Here is an 18,910-nt window from a genome sequence, read left to right on the forward strand (position 1 = left end):
GGGGATCGAAAGGAAATCGGATTGTGAGTAAGATTTCACTATTAGTATATCAAATTTAAAGCTCAAGCGTTCGATAGTATTCAAGATATGCTGCATACCCTGTAGCGTTGCCCAGTTGATCTACCTGAGCACTGATGCCACTCACATTGAACACCATCGGTCGCAACGAACTGCCGTAGTAGTGAACTCCATTATCCTTACGCCGTAGCCTACCTACCTGATCGGACAATCTGATCACATCAGACGGATACTCAATCTTCAAGAATATTTTCTTATTGTAGAACTCCCCGAACTGTTCCAGAGAGTCTTGAGGATTGATCGCATAGACGTTGCATTTAATGGTCATAGGGTTGTCGTAGTCCCATATATTTATGGTCTCCCCCGTTTCCTCGTTGACTTCGGTTACCTGCGCATAGACATCAGCCAGCGACGGATAGACCTTAGTAATAAGGTTCACCACAGATACCACCACGGCATAGAGCCTCGCTCGCGGTCGAAATTCCATCCCTTTGTCTTGACGCTTCTAGTCCTACGCCATGACAGACTTTTTAGCGCCTCGACCACCAGAGGGCTTACAGCATAGATCCTGTCGCCTATCTCTATGGTGCTGTCATCCTGAGCAGCTTTGTCGACGTTGGCCTGTTGAAATACATCACCGTGTTCCATATAGGCGGCCTGCCACGCGGTGGCATATTTCAACCATTGCTTGTCGACTATTTTTACTACCGCCGATTCCGGTCTACCGCTCATCAGCTCAACGATTGCTTGGGCTCGCAATACTGCACCATCATCAACCATGCACTTGGTCAGTTCCAGTACTTCACTTGCTGTCACATACATTCATTCATCCAACCCTTTCCGTACTTCTATCTCACCTATGTCCGTCCAGTCCCATCGGTCCCCGGCAATCAACTTGACCTGAAATCTATATTTGCCCTGATTGACAAAGACTGTCTCCCCCATGAAGGTGAACGTCACTTTGCCGTTGTCGGCATCGGTGATCACTGCCGTACCGCCGATTTCATCGAAATCGAAATTGTTGGTACCGGTTATATAAACCTGGGCACTGTCGTACAAGCTTAGGTCTCTCGCCTTACCTCGCTCATCCCGCACTACGAACACCAACGGTTCGACCGGCTTCTGATTCATGTAATACGTTTTCATAGTTGCTTTCTCTCCATAATTAGATCAATAGCCGAAGTAGTCATAACTAATTCCACAACCGACCTATTCATCGTGACGCCTATTTCCGCCGAACTATCCGAGCACATCAGGCAATCAAAATCTGTCGTCATTCCACTTCCCCACTTCTTAGATTCGAGCACAGGGCAACGGCATCGTTGCCCTGTTCCCGTTTACCCGCAAGTCCTTTCGTTTAGCTTGCGGTGATCTCGACTACCGAGAATGCTTCTTTGCGACCCACGGCAAATGCCTTACGGGTACGCACCTTCACATGTGGTTCATCGGTACCGAAACCAGCGTCGAAGCTGATCAATGATTCGACAGGAGTACGGTCACCAACGATCAGATGGCGACGATTGCCGACGATCAACAACGGATTACCCGTCGGGGTGTGTTTGGCTGTCGTACTGGTCTTGGCACCGTCACTGAATCGGATTTCCACGCCGAACAACGTCGCTGGCTGCTTACCAGGAACACTATCTAGGAACAATGGGCGGCCATTTCCGTCTACCAATGTACGTAGCTGTCCCTTGAATGAAGTGTGTGCAATCACGATTGCATCTGGCTCATTCCAGTATCGACCGTTCTCCGCAGTGGACAGGATGTCGGATAGATCCTGATACGTCAATGCACCGGCAGTTTTGAGAACTCCGGTACCTACTTCCTTGTACACACTGGTGAACGGAACGGTTGTGCCGTTCGCTACCGCCGTAGTACCCAACGCCGCATTATCGAACATGCGGGCATAGTTGGTTGCCCAACCCTTTTGATACTCGGTGATCACGTCTACGCGAGCATCCTGCAAGTCTTCTTCGGCAATGATGATTCGGTCACCGAACTTAACGGCATCCAATAGAACATTGTCCAACGCTGGCTGATCTTCCGGGTAGGCAGAACCCTTCGGAATGATCTGCACGTCTACGTCACCCATTCGGGGTGTCTTCTGAGTATCGGAAGTCATATTCACATGTCGGCCTACCGCCTCGACTGCCGAATACTGCTCTACAGTCTGAATTACCTCACTGCCGTATTCTTCGGGCACCCAGGCATCTGCATTTACTCTAGCTATTTTAGTTCATCTTCTTACTTTCATTATTTACGTGTTTCTAGCCTCCGCATCGGCTGTAGACCGGCATCCCATCTCGGGACACGTGGCTAAGGGCATCTCGCCCTACATATCTGCAATTGTATCAATTATTGATTGGTTTTGCTCGGTCGCATGCATGCCTTGCATTGCGCCCGATATTTGTATCCGATCCTATCGGTCATTTGAACCTAGCTACCAAGCGTTCCGCACTGCTCTGCGTCTTCTTCGATTGTGGCTTGTCGGAGGCGTCGATACTCGCGACCGAACGTTTGGCATCGAACAGTTCTGGAAACTCGGTCTTGGCTTCGGTCAATTGCTCATCGAATCCAACCAACTCCCCCGCGTCGTCAAGGTCGATCTTGCTGGTATCGAGAACTTTGACGATCTTCGGATTGGTCGCGCCATGATCCTTGAGTGCAGCATTGAGCTTGGTCTGTAGGTATCCGGCCTTGTACTTCTCAGCGTTGGCCGTAGCCGTAGTCAGCTGTGATTCCAGTTCAGTTGCCTTGTGGCGATAGCTCGCAGCCTCACTATTGGCGTTCTTCAACGCTTCTCGCACTTTGGTCAGATCCTCGGCGTTGTCATCGGTTGTTGTTGTTTCAGTCATTGTTTACCCTTTCTATTTCTGTAGTGTTGAATTCCGGCAACAGTCCCGCCTGTTCCCATTTGTCTATCAATGTGGTGTCGTAGCCGTCTTCTATGAGCATCTGTCGTACCGGTAGACCTGCCTCTACCTTCTTCTTGTTGATGCTCCATCGCTCGGACGTGTCGATTGATTCGATCTGTCTCCATTGAATCTGTACGTCTTCGGTAATGCCGTTGAGCTTCAACACGAATATGAACATCTTGCGCAATACGTGACCTATCGACAGTTGGCGTACACGTACCTTCTTGACCAACGGAGCTTCGGCTCCGCGTACGGCTTCACCCGACACGTTCGTAGCTACTGCCTCGAAGACATGGAAAGGTGTATCGGTGACAGATGCCATTGCGCGTACATATTCCTTGTACGGGTCTATGTAGGTACCCGGCTTGGCTGCCTCGAACTGCCCAACCTTGCTGACATTGCTGAAGTGCTGGAACATGCCCGGTGCCGTACTCAGCGATCCCGCGTCGGTGCCGTCGTCGTCATCGGAGAAGTCCGACTGTGTTCCACCCTCACCGTTGATGGCGTATCGAGTGGGGAACCCGTAGTACTCCACACTCGCTAACTGGCTGATCAGAAGCTTGTTGATCGCGTTCTGTGCCGCATAGGCGTTGGTATGCTCGGGTCTGCCGTATTGATCTTGACCAGTGGTGAAATGGAATACCGGAATCTCACCAAATGGGTTGGGAGACAACCAGTCTTCGCCGTAAGGCTCAAAATCGACATCTCGCACCCGGAACGGCAGACGTTCGGCCTTGCTCAGATACCGCTCTGTGCGATCCGGGTAGTACAGATTGAGCCTGTGACGCTCCGTGCCGTCGGCCAGCTCCGCAGACCACAGCTTTGCCCCGACGATCGCTCTACGTGGATTCTCGGGGTCATAGAGCACCGTCGTGCTCAGCGGACTGTTGTAGTAGACCTGGGTCTCACCGGAAGCATCCGGCCACACGGTGAGATAGGCGCTGCCGTACACGAGCGTCTTGACGAACAGCTGCGTCAGCTCAAGTTCTAGGTTGTTCGTCTCCCACGTGCGATCTATGACCGCCCCGGCCTGGTCACTCAGTGTCGTTACGCCAGTGACCTCTAGACGGTTGGCTACGGCGTTGACCGGCGTCGCCGCGTAGTTGATTCGGTCGCTGTCTCCCGATGCCTCAAGGGCCTTGCGAATCTTGGGACTCGCGAAGATCTCTTCTACTGTTCCGTTGTAGTAGCTTTCAGCCTTTAGATATTCATCTCTGCTGTCCAATATAATTTGGACGGCTTGTGTTAATAGTGACAATACATTGCATGCCAGAGCATGCTAGTTCCTTTCGTAATATTTGTAACAATTATAACAATTTACAAGTAAGATTGTTGCGTGACTTTCGGCCTACTGGACATAGTCAGGAAATAATGCGTACCCGCTGATAGCGCATCAACCAAGTCATCATGCACAACTTTGGGAAAGCTATACATCTGCTCTTCCAGATCACCAAAATGTCTTGTATGCCTTACCTTATTCTTTCGATAATAATCCAATGCCCTACCAGCACGAACCGCCTTGGGCTCAGTCTGATGTATAGGCTTGTATCGACATTTGATGCCGTCGAAAACCGACTTCCACAACATACCGCCCTGGTTGGTCTCACACAGCAACAGACCTACGTCGTATCTATCTATCAGTTCATTGACTTTATCGCGTAACTGTGTCGATACATATCTGACCTGTTCGGCATGACGTACATACGCCATTCCATCGAAACCGAGAGACACGATTACCAATGCCGTGTAATCGTTGGTCGTCTTGGTAGATACCGCAGGATCAACCGACAACAACGTGTATTTATAGTCTTGCGCTTCGCCTATCTCGATGTCTTGATCCGACCAATAGGCGGCATCTATATTGACCGGCTTGTTCTGATAGTTCATCTGGAACGCGCGGGTATGGCGAATACGGTTCAATTCATCAAGAGATTTGAACTCAGGCCACCAAGAAGACTCGTCTCCATGCTGGCCTATCACTATCGCCGGGTAGTAGTGAACACTGATCTTCTCATCCGCTATCCAACGTAGATCATCATCCAGAGAATCATAGAAGTCTATTGGTTCTATTGATGTCTCCGCTTGATCTTCCCCCCGGTTGACACGTTTCGGACCTGTCAACCTGGATAGCTCAGCATCATGTATAGCCTTGAAATCCGCTGGCTGTTCTATATGTGATGTAGGTATAGATGTATCCGAAAACAAACCAAAAGATTTAAATCCATTTTCTTCACCAGTTGTCACGCACTCATCGGAACTGTTGTCAAGTCGAGGCATTTGCGAACTTGCGAATGATAACGATTGGATTGCATTTGCCATACTCTTACCCGATTGGTCAGAGCTTGACAATTCGTCGTCTACATCATCGAACGTCGAACTATCAGAATACGCTCCAGATTCAACGCTAGCGGACTTTATTTCATAGCCTGCTACCGGATGGCTGATCGCATATCTATTTGCCCTACGTGGTGAATAGATACCGCTATCGCTATCTTGTTCGCTTTGCTCACTAGTTCTGACCCCCGATAACAAACACTTATCAGCGGTTAGAGGTTCAGGATCAAGATCATTCGGTATGTCCACATGTTGAGACAGCGAATCGAACTCAGCTCGCAGATCTCCGACCTTGCGCAACTGGTCGATAATGCTGCCACTCATGACAGTTGTACCGACCAATACGATATGTGCTCGGTCATTCAGATAGAACACTGAATCCAATACTGTGCGCAGTCTTTTACGCGCTTCATGCGCTGAATAGTTGGATTCATTGGGTTCGATATCGTCCAACAGCAATAGATCGGGTCTGGTATTGCCTATCTTCAATCCAAGGGACTTGCTATCAATACCTTTGGCAACGAATGAGAACCCGTTGTCTTGTTGTATCTCTTGATTTGATTGAGAGATGTACCTCTTGACCGCCCCCGACATCAACGGCTTGCATAGCTTCGGATAGTCCTTACGTAGCAAGTCGTTGGTATCCAGCTCATTCTTGAAGGTCTGCAAGTGCTTGGTTGCTTGATCTGCCGAATCACTGAATGCCGCAATGAACTTCAAGTGACCGTGCGCTGCTGCCCAGAGTGGCAAGATTGTGAACAGCCATGTCGACTTACCCGATTGTCTCGGTGCAATCCAACAGTCTCGACCTTGACCCTTGCTCATCCATCCCTTGCCGTATTCGGCTAAATCTAGATGGAACTGAGACAAGCTCGGTTGTTCACCTTCGAATGCCAAGTGATGTGAGCAATACAGGATTGCGAATAACAACGGATCGTTACGCGTCAGCAGTTGCCTACCGACCGAACTTGATACCAGATCACGCGGGAACTGTTCTAGGTACTCGCCGATCTTCACTCATGATCAGCCCCGTTCTTCCAGGAGTCATAGAGCTTCAAGGCTTCCGCATCGGTCGTATCTTCTTGCGACGGACGATAGTTTGTAGCCTTACCTCTGAGCATCTGAATGCTATTGGTAGCCTTGACTATTCCATTGACCAGCTTGTCATGCTCACCGGGGGTCAAGTCTTGGGATTCCATCAACTCACGGGCACGTTGAATAGACTCTTGCAGTACTATCAACAGCTCCGTTTCTTGATAGAAACTATTGTATTCGGCTGCCTTTTGCTTCAATTCATCCAAGACAATTTCAACCCCGGCGTCATCACACCACTTCTTAGCGGTCACCCAATGATTCGGATAACCTAATGTGCGTTTAGCTGCGGTCAATCCTGTTTCCCCCGCCAATTCTACAAATGCCCGCTTTTGTTCTTCGTTATATTTCATTCCATATATCAATTCCTTTCGATAATGATACTCGTTTTCTTTGATGCTTATTCAGGCTCAGCAATGCTGAGCAGTTGTTTAGCAATTTGACTGCACTCGTTAAGTCATAGGCGCAAATTGCTGGTATCCATATTTGACCATCAAATATGCTCTAATTAGGATATTTCACCCTTCACCTATCCAGCACACTCACTGTTGATATGTCTTTCCTTGTACAGTTCTTCTATCAATGCATCCATTCTCGCAGCATCCAACAGCGGAACCAAGACGTACGGTTCTTCATCTATATACGTAACGTCATATGATGCATATTCTAGTTGTTCATAGTCTGGTATTTCTATTGTCACCCCCCTCCCCCCGCGCGACATGCTTTACATATACGCTTGTTGTTCCATACAAAGCTGTTGATCGCATCCAGCTGATGCAATCCGGCATCGCAGTACACTCGACTATGCTCTTTGATGTCCGCCATGTTCTGAGCATGTGTGCCCAATTTCAAATGGTCCACGTTGACACAATGCCTATTGCCGCTGTGGGTATGACAGACTTCTATACCGGGTTGTTCTATGACTCCCCGGCGCTTCTGCCATTGATACCTGTGCGCCAATGTGGTGCTGTTTCCCAGTCGCACCACACCGTATCCGGCCTTATTCTTGGCTCCAATGAATAGATGGCATTGCGTATCTTCTTCTATCTCGTATTCCAAATCTTTGTTGAACATAGTATTTATTCCTTTTGAGCCAACTAGTTCGTGAGTCGACTCATATTCATTATATGTCATTGATTCAATAGATGTTTCCAACGACGCACTGCCAAATCAATGCGCATTGGATGTACGTTCAGTTCCATTGCTTGTTGTATCAATACTTCTATTTGATCCATGATGGAATCTATCTGCGTTTTTTCTGATGTCATGGCTCTATTGCCCTCCTATCGAATAGACCGGGAAAGATCACAAAAAGACCTATGCAGTCAATTATCATTCTCGGTACCCATGTTGGAGGACTGATATTGTTTGGGTTTAGTTGTTGGTTAATCTGCTTCGCCTCCCCCCGGCTCTGTATGCCTCTCTGCCTTAATTTCATTGCTCGGGGGTAGTCCGATGCCGCCTGTAGCTTGTTCGGGCTCTACGGGCCAATCTGGAGCCTGTGCGCACTTCTTACGCCAATAGAGCGTGTGTGTCTGGTATGTCATTGCTTGACCTCCCGCTACGCTTAGATCTATCTCTCATATTCGTTATCCTTTCGTTACTAAGTTTTTGTCTTTTTTTGTCTTCTTTTCACGTTATATAGTTTGTGAGGCGAAGCCGAACTAGGTACTTCTCTATTGATTGATAATAGGTAGATACTTTTCTATTAATCTATCAAGTGAACGTAGAGAGGTAGGGTTAGGATTGACAGCGCTCTGCAAGAGCGCCTTGTGCTCCCCCTTGCTCATCGTCTTGTAGATTGAATACAAGCTATCCTTCGTTAGAAGACTTAGAGTGTATGGAGCTACAATAAATAGCAATAACCCGGCTTTGAGGGTCTTGGCCGTGAATACCAAGTCTTCATCCACCCCCGGAACATCGAATCGGGTATGTGTAATGACTTCATCTGTAATCTTGTTCACTTTCTCATATCCGATTTCCTGCCGAGCGTAGTCATGAACCCTGTTTTGTAGTGATGTCATGATGTATGCGGGTTGGTCCCATTCTCCTTTGTAATCTAGGTGGTCTTCCAGTTCCCAAGCCTTGATCTCTATCTCTTGGCTTAGGTCGTCTCTTTCTAGTTGCGGATACTTCTTATATGCCCATGCCTTGGCGTTCTTGATTAGTTGCTCTCGCTGGCCCATAGGCTCGTATTCAACTATTGTGAACTCTTGGGCTTCTACTTCATCGGCCCAGTAGGTTTCATAGAGGGTGTCAGTCCGTACTACGCGTTTCTTGCCCCACTCGGCGTTGTAGCGTCCTGTTCGTTGACGCTGGTCATCGGGATTGGTCCCGATGATTTCGTACATATATTTAGGTGTTCTAATTGTAAACACTTGCTTTCTATTGGAATTTGGATATAGAAATAGCGCCCCGGCTGGCAATCCAAGGCGCTATTTCCTCTTTCTCTTTTCCAATAGAAATCTAGGTTGTAGTTAGTCCTTTCGTTGCCAGGCGACTCGTATTCTCTACAGGTCTATTATGTCACATCCGGCACAATCGTGCTATTAGCGCCCAATCGCATGAGTCATGTCTGATAGATATACAGATCCATCTACTTACATATGATATGACAATCAGAGCGATGCTATCTGCACCTGTTTCAAACAATGACATTTGCGTTGATATACATGAATCTATCTAGAAATAGATCAGGGTGGAGTCACACTGTGTCACACTGTCGGCATGATCAATCTTGGTGAGACACTTACATTTTCGTGGCGACCGGGGTACACAGTCACGGTTGATCAGAGGCTATTGGACGCTCTGGTCAAAGCGCGGGCCGCACTCATCGCCGTAGCCACCACACGCCAGCTCATCACCTACCAGGGTCTAGAGCTGGTCATAGAAGACAGCCGGTACAACTATCGCAACTTCCGGGGTTTGCTCGATACCGTGTCGTTGGATTGCCAGCGACGGGGAGAAAGCTCTCTAGCGGCCCTCGTGGTCAAGAAGGGCACCACCCAGCCAAGTTGGGGCTTCATCCCTAGTGATCAGCGGGAAGGCTCCATAATGCACGATCAGCGGGCGGTACAGGACTACTGGCAGCCATAGCGCTCCCTGCGTGCTCTGCTGCGTGCCGTTCTCTGCATGGGGTACACATGAAGTAGGGACCGTGACGATTCGCCCGTCACGGTCCCTCTAGTGGCTGTGTCGACTCAGATCATTCGGGAAGCGCTTCCCCCAGGTGCAGACGAGCCACCTTCACCACACCAGCGTTGATGAAGCGTTTGCCACTGCGCAGCACATCAAGCAACTGATCCTTGTCGGCCCGGTCGGTGGCGTTGATCAGCTCACCAAGTTCCTTCTTGTCGTCCGCCCAATCCTTGGCGTCCAACCACGCTTGTTCACGGTTGCGGACAGCCTGATCGGTGAGGTCAAGCTCTTTGAGCAGATCGGCCTTGTACTGGTCAAGCTCGCTGGCAGGCTTAGTGTTGGTACTGGCCCGGCCACGTGTCACGGGCGCTGCGCTCGGACGGCTCGGCGGGATGATCGACTTGGCTGGATCGCTCAGAGAGTCAATGAACTGCTCCAGATCAGCGGCATTGAGGTACAGCTCAAAGCTCTCAGCTTCTTTGGCAGTCTGCCCCGGCCGCTGGATAGTCAACTTGGTCGGCTTGGTCTCGGACTCGATGCGCCTACCGTCATAGTCGCTGGTCACGATCTGTTGGATGCCCATTGCTCTATCCTTTGGTCGATTGGCTTGAAGGAAGGCTACCTAACCTTCACTATGAAGACAACTATGGCAATCAATAAGAAGGCCAATGCATACCAAGGGAACATAGCTATCAGCATGATCAATGCCGCCAATGAGCACAGGAACACCGGTATGCCGATCAAAACTGCGGCAATCACCCACAAGTTATCTGCCATCTGATGTGAAACCCCCTGCTAGTTGCTGACATGCTCGGCTGAGCCACGCAGTTATAGCAGAGGGTCACGAACTTGTAACAGACAGTTACCTAGCGGTCGGTATCGAACATCTTGTGTATGTCCTCATTGTTGTGCTCTGAATATGCACGCAGAGTTACAGCTATGTCCGAATGTCTCATCTGAGCTTGGACCAAGGTCAACGGCGCACCCCGCTCAAGCATCGTTGTGGCATACCAATGCCGAAGTAGATGAGGATTCAACGATATGCCGACCTTCTTACCTGCCCTACGTAACGACTCACGCACCCGGCTAGGTACGGCAGTATCGTCCAGCGTGGCAATCAGCGGGGACAACCAATGAGGTATGACTATCTCAGCTTCACTACCTTTGACCGGAGCAAGTACGCATACCTTTTCGACCTTGCCCCCGGTCTCTGCCTCACTGGCATAGAGTTCGAGTATCTGCCTATCAACTAGAAGCTTGTCGCCATTGACTTGCTTCCTGGTGACCGCACATGCCTCACCGATACGTAAACCGGCATACATCATCATCAATCCCCTGATCTCATGGGGTGTAATCATCAGAGCAAGCCTTAGAGTCGACTCCTCTGGAAGCACATAGCTTCGTTTCGGCGCTTTGGGAATCTTGATTTTGAATCCCAGCACACTACGGACTGCGATCACCGTAGCTCGCCGGGTGGAAGGATTGTCTATATCGAATAGAAGTGCTTCTACTTCCGCTCTGGTTATAGAGTCATCCTCTACACCGAGCATGAGAAGCAATCTTCTATAGCTGAATACGGTGGATTGTCTCAGGTTCTTCTCTTCGCCCACTTTTTGGCAAAGTTTCCTGATCTCCATGCTTCTCCCATGATCTGGAAGAAACTACATGCATCTACAGGCCGGACAAGCGTTCGGAATCGTGCACGTTCATCTGGCAACCGAAGGTGCGGACCTCGTAACTGCGGGCATCACCGTCGGCCTGGAGCTGGATGGGATGCAGCGCGGTTTGTCCGATCGAATCCACCCGTCCAGGGTACGGGTGCCGGTGTCCGGCCCGACGCGCGCATCGGCGCAGGCTCTGGGCATCGGCGGGATTATTCCGGGCAGGAACGCGAAGGTTACAGCCACGTGACTATTCGGCGCGGCGTCACGGCGTGTCACAGAAAGCAGGGCAAAATCCGTTTTTCCCCTTAAGGTCAAGGACCATGACCGACGCCGATGCCGCGCCCGACACCGCCGGGGACGCAACGACCGGGGACGAAGGCGCGACCAGCGTCCCACAGTCACTGAGCACAGACGCCGCCACCACCGCGAACGTCGCTCCCGCCGGGCCGCCCATGATCGCGATGAGCAAGGTGGACAAGCATTTCGGCGAACTCCACGTGCTGCGCGACATCAACCTCGAGGTGCCGAAGGGTCAGGTCGTCATCGTGCTCGGCCCGTCCGGGTCGGGTAAATCGACGTTGTGCCGCACCATCAACCGGCTCGAGCCGATCGATTCCGGCGATATCGCCATCGATGGGGTGCCGTTGCCCGCCGAAGGAAAAGCGTTGGCCGCGTTGCGCGCCGACGTCGGCATGGTGTTCCAGTCCTTCAACCTGTTCGCGCACAAGACCATTCTCGAGAACGTGATGCTCGCGCCGATGAAGGTTCGCAAGACCAAGAAGGACGCCGCACGCACGCGCGCCATGGAACTACTGGAGCGCGTCGGCATCGCGAACCAGGCCGACAAATATCCGGCGCAACTCTCCGGCGGCCAGCAGCAGCGCGTGGCGATCGCCCGCGCCTTGGCGATGAATCCGAAGGTGATGCTGTTCGACGAGCCGACTTCGGCCCTCGACCCGGAAATGGTCAACGAGGTGCTCGAGGTCATGGTCTCGCTGGCGAAGGAAGGGATGACCATGCTGGTGGTCACCCACGAGATGGGATTCGCGCGCCGCGCGGGCCACCGCGTGCTGTTCATGGCAGACGGCCAGATCGTGGAGGACACCGAACCCGAATCCTTCTTCACGGCACCGAAATCCGAGCGCGCCAAGGATTTCCTGGGCAAGATCCTGAGCCACTGACCGCACTGGAACACGGCAACGAAAACCACAAGAGGAGTTGGGAACTCGATGAGGATCAACCGTGCACTGCGCTTCGGTGTCGGGGCGATCGCCCTGGCGCTCGCCGTTACCGCCTGTGGCGGCGGCGATGACAAATCCGCCCTCGACAATGCCAAGGACGGGGAGCTGACGGTCGGGATCAAATTCGACCAGCCCGGACTCGGCCTGCGGAACAAGGACGGCTCGTTCAGCGGTTTCGACGTCGAGGTCGCCAAATACGTCGGCGACAAACTCGGCGTGAAACCCGACAAGATCACCTTCAAGGAAGCGCCGTCGGCACAGCGTGAGACGCTGATCGAGAACGGCCAGGTGGACTTCATCGTCGCCACCTACTCGATCAACGACAAGCGCAAGGAGAAGGTCGATTTCGCGGGCCCGTACTTCGTGGCGGGCCAGTCGCTGCTGGTGAAGGCGGATAACACCGATATCACCGGCGCCGAATCGCTGACCGGCAACAAGAAGCTGTGCTCGGTGAAGGGCTCGACCCCCGCGCAGAACGTCAAGGAGAAGTACGCCAAGGACGTCCAGTTGCAGGAGTTCGACACCTACTCGCTGTGTGTCGAAGCGCTGCGCAACGGCTCGGTCGACGCCGTGACCACCGACGACATCATCCTCGCCGGTTTCGCCGCGCAGTCCCCCGGCCAGCTCAAGGTCGTCGGCAAGCCGTTCACCACGGAGAATTACGGCATCGGTCTGAAGAAGGGCGATTCCGAGCTCCGCGGCAAGGTCAACGACGCGATCGAGGCCATGATCGCGGACGGTAGCTGGTCCAAGGCCTTCGCCGCGACGGTCGGCAGCTCGGGCTACCCCGCGCCGCAGCCTCCGACGGTGAACCGCTACTGATTCCCCCGCGGGTGGTCCGCGATCCCCGGACCACCCGCCTCACCGATTAACCGAACCCATACCGATCGGAGGGATGCGCCCACCGTGTTCGACCTGATCTCGGACTACCACGCCAGGATTCTGGAAGCCTTCTGGGTGACCATCACGCTGACCGCCTTCTCCGCCGTCGGCGCGCTGATCCTGGGAACCCTGGTCGCCGCGATGCGCGTTTCCCCCGTGCCGATCGCCCGTGCACTCGGCACCGCCTACGTCACGATCCTGCGCAACACCCCGCTGACGCTCATCATCCTGTTCTGCTCGCTCGGCCTGTACCTGACCCTCGGCTGGAAACTCGCCGGTGACTCGATCACCGATAACAACTACCGGTGGGCAGTCGTCGGTCTGAGCGTCTACACCGGCGCATTCGTCTGCGAATCGCTGCGCTCGGGTATCAACACCGTGGCGCTCGGTCAGTCCGAGGCGGGTCGCTCGCTCGGCTTCAGCTTCAGCCAGAATCTGCGCTATGTGGTACTGCCGCAGGCCTTCCGGTCGGTGATCGCGCCGCTCGGCAGCGTGCTCATCGCGCTCACCAAGAACTCGACGATCGCCTCGGCCATCGGTGTCACCGAGGCCGCCTATCTCATGGCGGAGATGAACGATATCGAAGCCGCCGTCATCGCTATCGGCGCGATCTTCGCACTCGGCTTCGTCTGCCTGACTCTTCCGACCGGCCTGCTGTTCGGCTGGCTCGCCAAGCGATTCGAGGTGGCCCGATGAGTTCCGGCGCATCCGTCCTTTTCGACGCACCCGGACCACGCGCGCGGGTGCGCAACCACATCTTCTCGGCGTTGGTGGCCGTCGCGATACTCGCGGTGGGGTTCGTGCTGTACCGGGCCTTCGACAAGCAGGGCCAGTTCGCCGCGGACAAATGGAAGCCGTTCCTCGACGGCGATGTCTGGCAGACCTACCTGCTGCCCGGCCTGAAGGGCACCATCGTCGCCGCGGTGCTGTCCATCTTCTTCGCGCTGGTGCTCGGCATGATCTTCGGCATTCTGCGGCTCTCGGAACACCGGTGGGTGCGCGTCGTCGCAGGCGTGATCGTCGAATTCTCCCGCGCCATCCCGGTGCTGATCCTGATGATCTTCCTGTTCGCGCTGTTCTCCGAATACAAGGTCTTCAAACCCGACGATCTCGCGCTCGCCGCGGTGGTCGTCGCGCTGACCCTCTACAACGGGTCGGTCATCGCCGAAATCGTCCGGGCGGGCATCCGCTCGCTGCCCAAGGGCCAAAGCGAGGCCGCCGTCGCACTCGGTCTGCGCAAGAATCAGCTGATGCGGTTGATCCTGCTGCCGCAGGCGATCACCGCGATGCTCCCCGCGCTCATCTCGCAAATGGTTGTCGCACTGAAGGATACGGCGCTCGGTTACCAGATCACCTACGGCGAGATCGTCCGCGAGGGTAAACAACTCGGCGCCGCGGAGCAGAACATCATCCCGGCGCTGATCGTCGTCGCGATCATCATGATCGTGCTCAACAGTTCGCTCTCCTACGCGGCCACCACGGTGGAACAGCGACTGCGGGTCCGGCGGCGCACCAAGGGTGGCACCGTGCTCGCGGCCGATTCGGTGATCACCGACGCCGCGCCGGGCGTGGATCTCACAACGAAGAGATGAGCCTTATTCCGGCCGATCTCGCGGGGTGAGAGGCGCTACGGCGAGTCCGGCTGAGGGCGGGGCCTTCCGGCGATCCCGGAACCGTCAGTGGTTACGCGGGCGTCGGCGGGCCCGGGGATCCGGGGACCGCCGTGGAACCGACCTCACGGCCGTATTCATCGAGCAATCGTCGAACCTCTCCCTCCGCGGCCGGATTCAGCAGATCTTTGTCGCGCATCCATTCGTCGTTGAAGATCGTGTCCAGATATCTTTCGCCCCCATCGCAGGCGATGGTCACCACCGTGCTCCCGGAAGGGATTTCACGGAGCAGCCGCATCGCCACGAAGACCGCGCCGCCCACCGAACCGCCGAGCATCAGTCCGTGACGCCGCGCCACCACGCGCGCCGTGGCGAACGCGTCGATATCCGATACTTTGACACCCTCGTCGAGGAGTTCGTAATCGATCGTAGTGCCGATCACGCCCCCGGGCGGGGTGCCGGTTCCCGATTGCCAGTAGGGGCCGCCGGGGCCGCCGAATGCGATGGAGCCGATGGGTTCGACACCGATGACGGTGACGCCGGAGCCGTGGCGGCGGAGTTCGCGGGCGGTGCCGAACAGTGATCCGCCGGTACCTACGGAGCTGACGAGGTAGTCGATATCGGTGTGGAGGTCGGTGCGGAGCTCATGGGCGAGGGCGTGGTATCCGCGGGCATTGCTGGGGTTGTTGTGTTGGTCGAAGAAGTAGGCGCCGTCTTCGGCGGCGGCGAGGGCGGCGGCGTGTTCTTCGCGTGCGGTGGCGCTTGGGCCGTCGTCGGTGGTGTCGGCGATATAGATCAGGCGTGCGCCCATGGCTGCCATGGCGCGGAGTTTGTCTTTCGCGGCGTGGTTGTCGACGACGGCGGTGAAGCGGTAGCCGCGTTCGGCGGCGACGACGGCGAGGCCGAGTCCGGTGTTACCCGAGGTGGATTCGATGATGTGGCCGCCGGGAGGTAGACGGCCGTCGAGTTCGGCCTCGATGACCATCTGTCGGGCCATGCGGATCTTGGCGGAGCCGGTGGGGTTGAACTGTTCGAGTTTGAGTAGTAGTCGTGATCCCGAACCGGTGCGGCACAATTCGATGAGGGGGGTGCGGCCGACCAGGTCGGAGACCCGGCCGACGACATTCTCGGGCCGCGCACCAGCGGCGGGACCGGTCGTTCGCGCCACGCCGTCGGTCGCGCGTGCTACGTCGTCCACGGTCATGATCACCTCCACGGTCGTAACTCCTGTCCACGGCCTTCTTCGATGGCGCGGGTAGCCAAAGCGTGTCCGACCGCGATATCGGTGACGACCAACCCGCTGTTGTACGCGAAAACGCGATCCTGGGGGCCTCGTCGTCCCGCCGCCCGACCCGCGAGTATTTCCGGGAGTTCGGCGTCGACCGGTCGCAGCGATCCGTCCGAATCCGCCAGATACTTTCCGGTGACGGCCAACTGGCTCGCGCTGGTGGCGATGGCGTAGTCGGAATCCAGCAGGGCCGAATCGGCGACGCCGTATCCGACGTCGACCAGTACCGCGCCGGGTTTGAGCGAGTTCGTCCGAATCTTGACCGCGGTGGCCGGTCCCGACGCGGCCAGCACGATATCGGCCTCCTGCGCGGCGCCGAGCGGATCACTGACGACTTCGATCGTCCGGTCCGGGTGGTGCTGGTGGAATACGTCCAGTACCGCGGCGATTCCGGCGTCATGGGTTCCGTACAGCATCAGGCGATTCACACCGGGCAGTACCGCCAGCAGGTATGGCAGCGCCTGTCGGCCCTGGGTACCCGTCCCGATCAACAGTGCCGTCTCGGCGGTCGGCGCGGCGCTGGCCTCGGCGAGCAGCGCACTCGCGGCCGGTGTGCGCAGCGCCCCGATCCGCGCGCAGTCCATCAAAGCGATCGGAGCGCCGGTGTCGTCGTCGTAGAGGGTGATGGTGGTGTAGTACTGCTTGTCGCCGCGTCCCCTCTCCTGTTTGTACGACGTCTTGAAGGCGACGATCCGACGGGACCCGTCGTAGCCGAGCATCGAGTACGAGACCGAATCCCGCTCCGGCAACGGCAGCGCGATCTTGGCCGGATTACGCGATTGCCCCTGCGCCAGAGTCACATAGACCTCGCGCACCGACGCGATCACTTCTGCGGGTGTTATGGCGATGTCCGCCAGATCATTACGCGAAAGCACGCGCAGTGGCATGTCGGTCATTTCGACTCCAGGCAGAGATATTCGACCTTTTGACCGTATCCGTTCTCGGCCAGCTCCGTGACCGGTCGCGGCCTATCCGGCATGGCGATATTCACCCGTTTGAGCCATCGGTCGGTGCCGTCGAAACGCGCCGTGAACGGGACGCGGCCGTGCACGACCACATCGTTGTCGATGATCGCGACATCGCCCGGCTCGAGCACGACGCGCCGGGCGACGCGCTCGAGTTCGGCGCCCAATCGCCGGTACGCCGCTCGAAATTCCGGATCGGCGTCGCCCCACGGCGTGAAGTCCGGGTCGTAGCGCAGGCACAACCCGTCCGACCGCTCCCACAGGATCGGAATCGGCTCCGCGGGCCCGTGCCGTTCCAGGTCCCCATAGGTGAGGTCGGGGAGGATCGGGACGGTGGGGCGCAAGAGCAGTTCGCGGTCGGACGCGGAGAGGTCCACATCGCGGACCGAGGAGATGGTGGTCGCGACCGCCTCCATATTGCGAATACAACTGAGCAGGAATATGTGCGAGCGATGCGGATGGAAGGCGTCTTCGGTATGCGGGCTCAGCAGCAGTGAGCTGCTCGCCCCGATCTGCACGTTCTCATAACCCCGCGCGGGCATGACATTGTTCACCAGTCGCCCCTCCTGCTGGCCGCGCCACCCGAAAGGCAGACCGATCATGCTGGCGAGCAACAGCATCTGAAGATCCAGGGACAGGCTCGCGTCGTCGTCGACGGCCGCCCAGATGGGGGGTGTTGGCCCCAACGACCGCTCGTCGAGGAGGATTGCGCGCACCACACAGATACCCCCGTCGCTCGCCGGTGGACGGATCCGCTCGCGCAACTCGCCATCGATATTCGCCGCGAACACCGAGATCGCCTGCCTGCAACGGGGATTGGACACCGATCCGTACGCCGCGGCGAGCGTCGTCCCGAGCTCGTGCAGAAGGACCTGCGCATTCCTGCCCAGGGTCCGGATTTCGAGTGGGCGTATGGCATTGTCCGCCGCGGACGACATCATGAACTCTCCCTTCGCAAGGCGCGCTGCCGATCGCAAGGTCGCACGGTCGGTCGGCTCGGCGCGGGAACATGGTGGTGAGGTGCGGTGTTCGACTCCACCCGCAAGTCCGGGGACGATTTCGAGAGTATCGGAGAATTCCGCGCCACGATCCCGATCAGGACAGTGAGCGGGGCCGCCCGCCCGATCCCGAGCGGGTGGTGAGATCAGTCGAACTCGTCGTTCACCGATTCGACCTGTGCGAGTTCGGCTTTCACGACGTTGAAGGCGGTGGCGCTGCTGTAGCCGCGGCGGGCAAGCATGCCGACGAGGCGGCGGATCGTCTTGTCGGCGTCCAGATCTCGGGGGATGGTGCGAAGTTTGCGTCGGACCAGGTCGGTGGCACGGGTGATCTCGTCGTCGGAGGAGATGGCTTCGAGGGCGGGGGCCGCGTCGGAGGCGGCGACACCCTTGCGTCGCAGCTCCTGGGCTAAAGCCTGTTTGCCCTTACCCGAGAAGGTGTGACGGGACTGCACCCATTGTTCGGCGAAGGCCACGTCATCGATGAGGCCGACTTGGGCGAGACGTCCCAACGCCAGATCGGTGACATGCTCGGTATAGCCCTTGGCGGCCAAACGTTGAGCGAGTTCGGCGCGGCTACGAGCGCGGACAGCGAGCAGGCGAAGACATACTTCCTTCGCCTGCTCGACCGTCCCGCCCTGCGGGGTGCGCTCGGCACCGCGCTGGGATCCGGCCGCCACCGGATCCACCCATCGGCCGTCTGATCCTCCGTCGTCGGCCGTCTGGGAGTTATCAGCCCCGAATCGCGCTCGGCGACCGCGC

22 protein-coding genes are annotated in these 18,910 nt (G+C 55.8%); 5 read left to right on the plus strand and 17 right to left on the minus strand.

What is annotated here, in order from left to right; translation table 11 throughout:
- Positions 1 to 55: 55 nt before the first annotated feature.
- From ABZS43_RS14540 to ABZS43_RS14590, 11 genes are all read right to left on the minus strand, one after another.
- Positions 56 to 472, minus strand: a complete 417-nt coding sequence (locus tag ABZS43_RS14540; RefSeq protein WP_355036339.1) for a hypothetical protein — start codon at positions 470 to 472, stop codon at positions 56 to 58.
- Positions 454 to 840 (minus strand): hypothetical protein, encoded by a 387-nt coding sequence (locus tag ABZS43_RS14545; RefSeq protein ID WP_355036340.1) that lies wholly within the window; start codon positions 838 to 840, stop codon positions 454 to 456. The genes ABZS43_RS14540 and ABZS43_RS14545 overlap by 19 nt, the downstream gene beginning before the upstream one ends.
- A complete protein-coding gene (locus ABZS43_RS14550) occupies positions 841 to 1,164 on the minus strand; it encodes a hypothetical protein (protein ID WP_355036341.1) in 324 nt (107 codons plus the stop codon). It abuts the gene before it with no gap.
- Positions 1,165 to 1,375: 211 nt separating this feature from the next.
- On the minus strand, positions 1,376 to 2,224 hold the full coding sequence (locus tag ABZS43_RS14555; protein ID WP_355036342.1) for a phage major capsid protein: 849 nt from the start codon (positions 2,222 to 2,224) through the stop codon (positions 1,376 to 1,378).
- A gap of 223 nt (positions 2,225 to 2,447) precedes the next feature.
- Positions 2,448 to 2,876 (minus strand): phage scaffolding protein, encoded by a 429-nt coding sequence (locus tag ABZS43_RS14560; RefSeq protein ID WP_355036343.1) that lies wholly within the window; start codon positions 2,874 to 2,876, stop codon positions 2,448 to 2,450.
- Positions 2,869 to 4,161 (minus strand): phage portal protein, encoded by a 1,293-nt coding sequence (locus ABZS43_RS14565; protein WP_355036344.1) that lies wholly within the window; start codon positions 4,159 to 4,161, stop codon positions 2,869 to 2,871. The genes ABZS43_RS14560 and ABZS43_RS14565 overlap by 8 nt, the downstream gene beginning before the upstream one ends.
- 92 nt (positions 4,162 to 4,253) lie before the next feature.
- Complete coding sequence (locus tag ABZS43_RS14570) at positions 4,254 to 6,287, minus strand: hypothetical protein (protein WP_355036345.1); 2,034 nt, start codon at positions 6,285 to 6,287, stop codon at positions 4,254 to 4,256.
- The gene (locus ABZS43_RS14575; RefSeq protein ID WP_355036346.1) at positions 6,284 to 6,715 is read right to left on the minus strand and encodes a hypothetical protein; all 432 of its coding nucleotides are present in this window, start codon (positions 6,713 to 6,715) and stop codon (positions 6,284 to 6,286) included. The genes ABZS43_RS14570 and ABZS43_RS14575 overlap by 4 nt, the downstream gene beginning before the upstream one ends.
- 343 nt (positions 6,716 to 7,058) lie before the next feature.
- Complete coding sequence (locus ABZS43_RS14580; RefSeq protein WP_355036347.1) at positions 7,059 to 7,436, minus strand: HNH endonuclease; 378 nt, start codon at positions 7,434 to 7,436, stop codon at positions 7,059 to 7,061.
- Positions 7,437 to 8,038: 602 nt separating this feature from the next.
- Positions 8,039 to 8,713 carry a hypothetical protein gene (locus ABZS43_RS14585; RefSeq protein ID WP_355036348.1) on the minus strand — a complete coding sequence of 225 codons (675 nt, stop codon included), beginning with the start codon at positions 8,711 to 8,713 and terminating at the stop codon, positions 8,039 to 8,041.
- Positions 8,714 to 9,567: 854 nt separating this feature from the next.
- On the minus strand, positions 9,568 to 10,083 hold the full coding sequence (locus ABZS43_RS14590) for a hypothetical protein (RefSeq protein ID WP_355036349.1): 516 nt from the start codon (positions 10,081 to 10,083) through the stop codon (positions 9,568 to 9,570).
- A 63-nt stretch (positions 10,084 to 10,146) separates the two neighbouring features.
- On the opposite strand from ABZS43_RS14590, the gene ABZS43_RS14595 reads away from it, so the two are divergent.
- On the plus strand, positions 10,147 to 10,281 hold the full coding sequence (locus ABZS43_RS14595) for a hypothetical protein (RefSeq protein WP_355036350.1): 135 nt from the start codon (positions 10,147 to 10,149) through the stop codon (positions 10,279 to 10,281).
- 85 nt (positions 10,282 to 10,366) lie between these two features.
- On the opposite strand, the gene ABZS43_RS14600 is transcribed toward ABZS43_RS14595, so the two are convergent.
- Both ABZS43_RS14600 and ABZS43_RS14605 read right to left on the minus strand, forming a co-directional pair.
- A complete protein-coding gene (locus ABZS43_RS14600) occupies positions 10,367 to 11,137 on the minus strand; it encodes a site-specific integrase (protein ID WP_355036351.1) in 771 nt (256 codons plus the stop codon).
- Positions 11,138 to 11,171: 34 nt separating this feature from the next.
- Positions 11,172 to 11,303: a hypothetical protein gene (locus ABZS43_RS14605; RefSeq protein ID WP_355036420.1), complete on the minus strand. Its 132-nt coding sequence runs from the start codon at positions 11,301 to 11,303 to the stop codon at positions 11,172 to 11,174.
- 313 nt (positions 11,304 to 11,616) lie between these two features.
- On the opposite strand from ABZS43_RS14605, the gene ABZS43_RS14610 reads away from it, so the two are divergent.
- From ABZS43_RS14610 to ABZS43_RS14625, 4 genes are all read left to right on the plus strand, one after another.
- Positions 11,617 to 12,345 (plus strand): amino acid ABC transporter ATP-binding protein, encoded by a 729-nt coding sequence (locus ABZS43_RS14610; protein WP_355036414.1) that lies wholly within the window; start codon positions 11,617 to 11,619, stop codon positions 12,343 to 12,345.
- 48 nt (positions 12,346 to 12,393) lie between these two features.
- The gene (locus tag ABZS43_RS14615) at positions 12,394 to 13,227 is read left to right on the plus strand and encodes a glutamate ABC transporter substrate-binding protein (RefSeq protein ID WP_355036352.1); all 834 of its coding nucleotides are present in this window, start codon (positions 12,394 to 12,396) and stop codon (positions 13,225 to 13,227) included.
- 84 nt (positions 13,228 to 13,311) lie between these two features.
- Positions 13,312 to 13,983 carry an amino acid ABC transporter permease gene (locus ABZS43_RS14620; protein WP_355036353.1) on the plus strand — a complete coding sequence of 224 codons (672 nt, stop codon included), beginning with the start codon at positions 13,312 to 13,314 and terminating at the stop codon, positions 13,981 to 13,983.
- The gene (locus ABZS43_RS14625; protein ID WP_355036354.1) at positions 13,980 to 14,879 is read left to right on the plus strand and encodes an amino acid ABC transporter permease; all 900 of its coding nucleotides are present in this window, start codon (positions 13,980 to 13,982) and stop codon (positions 14,877 to 14,879) included. The genes ABZS43_RS14620 and ABZS43_RS14625 overlap by 4 nt, the downstream gene beginning before the upstream one ends.
- A 91-nt stretch (positions 14,880 to 14,970) precedes the next feature.
- Here the strand turns inward: ABZS43_RS14625 and ABZS43_RS14630 are convergent, their stop codons facing one another.
- From ABZS43_RS14630 to recX, 4 genes are all read right to left on the minus strand, one after another.
- On the minus strand, positions 14,971 to 16,101 hold the full coding sequence (locus ABZS43_RS14630) for a cysteine synthase family protein (protein ID WP_355036355.1): 1,131 nt from the start codon (positions 16,099 to 16,101) through the stop codon (positions 14,971 to 14,973).
- Between the two features lie 2 nt (positions 16,102 to 16,103).
- Positions 16,104 to 17,081 carry an ornithine cyclodeaminase family protein gene (locus ABZS43_RS14635; protein ID WP_355036356.1) on the minus strand — a complete coding sequence of 326 codons (978 nt, stop codon included), beginning with the start codon at positions 17,079 to 17,081 and terminating at the stop codon, positions 16,104 to 16,106.
- Positions 17,078 to 18,091, minus strand: a complete 1,014-nt coding sequence (locus ABZS43_RS14640) for a TauD/TfdA family dioxygenase (protein WP_355036357.1) — start codon at positions 18,089 to 18,091, stop codon at positions 17,078 to 17,080. The genes ABZS43_RS14635 and ABZS43_RS14640 overlap by 4 nt, the downstream gene beginning before the upstream one ends.
- 203 nt (positions 18,092 to 18,294) lie before the next feature.
- Positions 18,295 to 18,828: a recombination regulator RecX gene (gene recX, locus ABZS43_RS14645; protein ID WP_355036358.1), complete on the minus strand. Its 534-nt coding sequence runs from the start codon at positions 18,826 to 18,828 to the stop codon at positions 18,295 to 18,297.
- Between the last annotated feature and the right edge of the window lie 82 nt (positions 18,829 to 18,910).

This window comes from Nocardia sp. NPDC005366, assembly GCF_040606855.1.
GTDB lineage: Bacteria > Actinomycetota > Actinomycetes > Mycobacteriales > Mycobacteriaceae > Nocardia.